Here is a 2,649-nt window from a genome sequence, read left to right on the forward strand (position 1 = left end):
AAGTTTTTATAGATTTCATCCTTTCTTTTTTCTGATATTTTTCCATTGGTTTCTATTGCTTCATAAATTAAAGCTTTTAACCAATTTGCTTGTGAATTTGCAAATTCCTTTAAATATTCTTTTGCATTTTCTTTCATAATTCTTCCTTTTTAATATTTTACCCTTACCTCACCATTCATCAATTTCGGCAACAAGATATCCCGCAATTTTTCAAGGGTGCGGATTTGTAGTTTGTTTTTAAGAATTTTATCAAAAAATGGAGAAATAATATTATTAAACTTCTTTATTTGTCCTTTACTAGGGAAACTAAAAGTTAAATATTTTATACAAGAACTGGCGTGCAAAATTACTGTTCCAGATGCATGAGATTTAATCAACTCCTGAATATCTTTAGATTTAAAAAGTAAGTATTTTAATCCCAAACTATTATATAACGGGTTATTAGAATAAATTTTTCTAATTCCTGATGAATAAGCACCTTTTAGACCAAAAGTCATTCTTCCTACAGTTCCGTCAAAAGACATAAGCAAATCTTTTTCATTGCAAACTTTCAATGCTAATTCTTTTTTTATAAAAACATTTCCCTTTAAATTAAACATATCCCCAACTCTAATAAATCTAATATTATTTAACTCTTCATCCGCTAGATAATTTTTACTACCAGGTTCAAACCCTTTTTCAAAGACATAAATTTCTTTTAACGGTCTCTCCTCCCAATCCTCCCGAGCCTCTTCCACACCTGTCTGCGTGCGGTCACGCACAGGCAGAAACCACTGCCTAAAAAGCGTTTCTGCCATTTGTTCAAGGGTTTTGTTTTGGCGGTGGAGCAGGTCTATTTTGTCGTCCAAACTGCTTAATACTTCGGCTATGGCTTTTTGTTCGGGAAGTGGGGGGATATCTGTTTCTAAATTTTCAAAATCACCTTTATTTATAATTGGGACAGCAGTTCCATCACCACCATAAATTCTCAATATTTCATACATCGCAACTAATCTGTAATACAGAAAATCCCTTGAAACAATTTGTGTATTTGGGACAATTGAATTTATTTGTTGGTTAGTTATTGCTTCAATATCATTCATCACAACTTTACCCATATCAGAACCAATGCAGGTAACAAGAATTGAATCTTTTGGTAAAACTTTATTTCGTAGCTTTTTAATGCCATTCTCTGAGAGTTTTCTATCGCTATTGCTGGCTTTTCTTCTATAATTTTTATAGTCTGAAGGTGTAATAAATGGCATTACATTTCCCCAATCTTCTGGATATTTTTTTGATGGGGTTTTACCAGTTATTACAGTTCCTAAATCTCCCAACTTAACTTCTTTCCGCTCACTCATCACCGCCTCCGTTTTTACCTGCCTGTCCTGCGGACGCAGGCAGGTCATTCAACATTTCAACAGAGGTATTTTCTACCAAAATTTTCATCTGCTGTATGGCGATTTGGTTTAGCTTTTTAAGGCGTAGGCTTTGTTCGTAGCCTTCGTTAATAAAAACTGCATTCAGGTTTTCAAGATTTACCAGACAAACCAATTGACTTACATTGGCATAATCACGGATATTACCTTTTTTATCTGGGTTTTCTTCTCGCCATTTCTTTGCGGTTTTTCCAAACAGAGCCATATTCAATACATCGGCTTCGTTGGCATAAACAAAACTTGTCTGCGTAGGAGTAAGATTTTCGGGTATCAGATTTTCTTTTACTGCATCGGTATGGATTCGGTAGTTAATTTTTGTAAGTTGTCTCTTTACATCCCATTCCAATTCCTTAGCTTCTGCTATTTTTAAGCGTTGAAATTCTTTAATCAGATAAAGTTCAAACTCAACAGAAATCCAGCTGGCAAATTTAAAAGCAATATCTTTATGTGCATAAGTTCCGCCATATCTACCCGATTTAACGATAAAACCCTTGGCATTTGTTGTTTCAGCCCATTTTTTAGCTGAAAGCGTAAAAGCATTTAAACCGGCTTGCTTTCTAAACCCCTCGAATTCGAGGGGTTTAAAATCGGGGTTATAAAGCGACTCCCAAATTCCTAAAAATTCAATTGTATTTCTATTCCGCATCCAATTACCAATAACCGCACTTGGGTCATCAGATTTATGTTTTGCAATATCCGTTAACGAGATAAAGTCCTGTTCTTTTGTATAAAAAACAGTTATTTCGTGTCCTTTAACTTCAATCTTTTTGTTTTTCTTACTCATCTTTCAACTCGATTTTAGCAAGGTTTTCGGCAATGCGTTTATTTAAAACAGCTTCTTCTTTTAACTGTTCTTCAAATTCAGCTTTTAGTTTTAAAAAACGTTCATTAAAATTAAAATCATCCTCTTCGTCAGCCAAACCGACATATCTTCCGGGAGTTAAAACATAGTCCAATTCTTTTACTCGCTCAATACTTGCCGAATTGCAAAAGCCTTTTATGTCCTCATAATTTCCATCAGGGTTTCGCCAATTGTGGTATGTGTCTGCAATTTTTTGTATATCTTCTTTTGAAAGTTCACGAGTTCTACGGTTTATGAGATGCCCCATATTTCGAGCATCAATAAAAAGTATTTCACCATTGCGAGTGGTTTTGGTTCTTCTGACAAACCAAAGTGAAGCGGGAATTTGGGTGTTTAGGAATAGTTTAGCAGGCAAATTGACAATACAAT

General features: G+C 34.5%; 3 protein-coding genes. All 3 read right to left on the reverse strand.

Going from position 1 to position 2,649, the window contains the following annotated elements:
- Positions 1-149: 149 nt before the first annotated feature.
- Positions 150-1,340, reverse strand: coding sequence for a restriction endonuclease subunit S (locus J7K39_08925; GenBank protein MCD6180011.1), 1,191 nt, complete (start codon positions 1,338-1,340; stop codon positions 150-152).
- Positions 1,333-2,202, reverse strand: coding sequence for a KilA-N domain-containing protein (locus J7K39_08930; GenBank protein MCD6180012.1), 870 nt, complete (start codon positions 2,200-2,202; stop codon positions 1,333-1,335). Before J7K39_08930 ends, J7K39_08925 begins: the two co-directional genes overlap by 8 nt.
- Positions 2,195-2,649 (reverse strand): N-6 DNA methylase (locus J7K39_08935; protein ID MCD6180013.1); only part of this gene is annotated, 455 nt, incomplete at its 5' end. The genes J7K39_08930 and J7K39_08935, both read right to left, overlap by 8 nt.

The organism is Bacteroidales bacterium (assembly GCA_021157585.1).
Taxonomy (GTDB): Bacteria; Bacteroidota; Bacteroidia; order Bacteroidales; family UBA12170; genus UBA12170.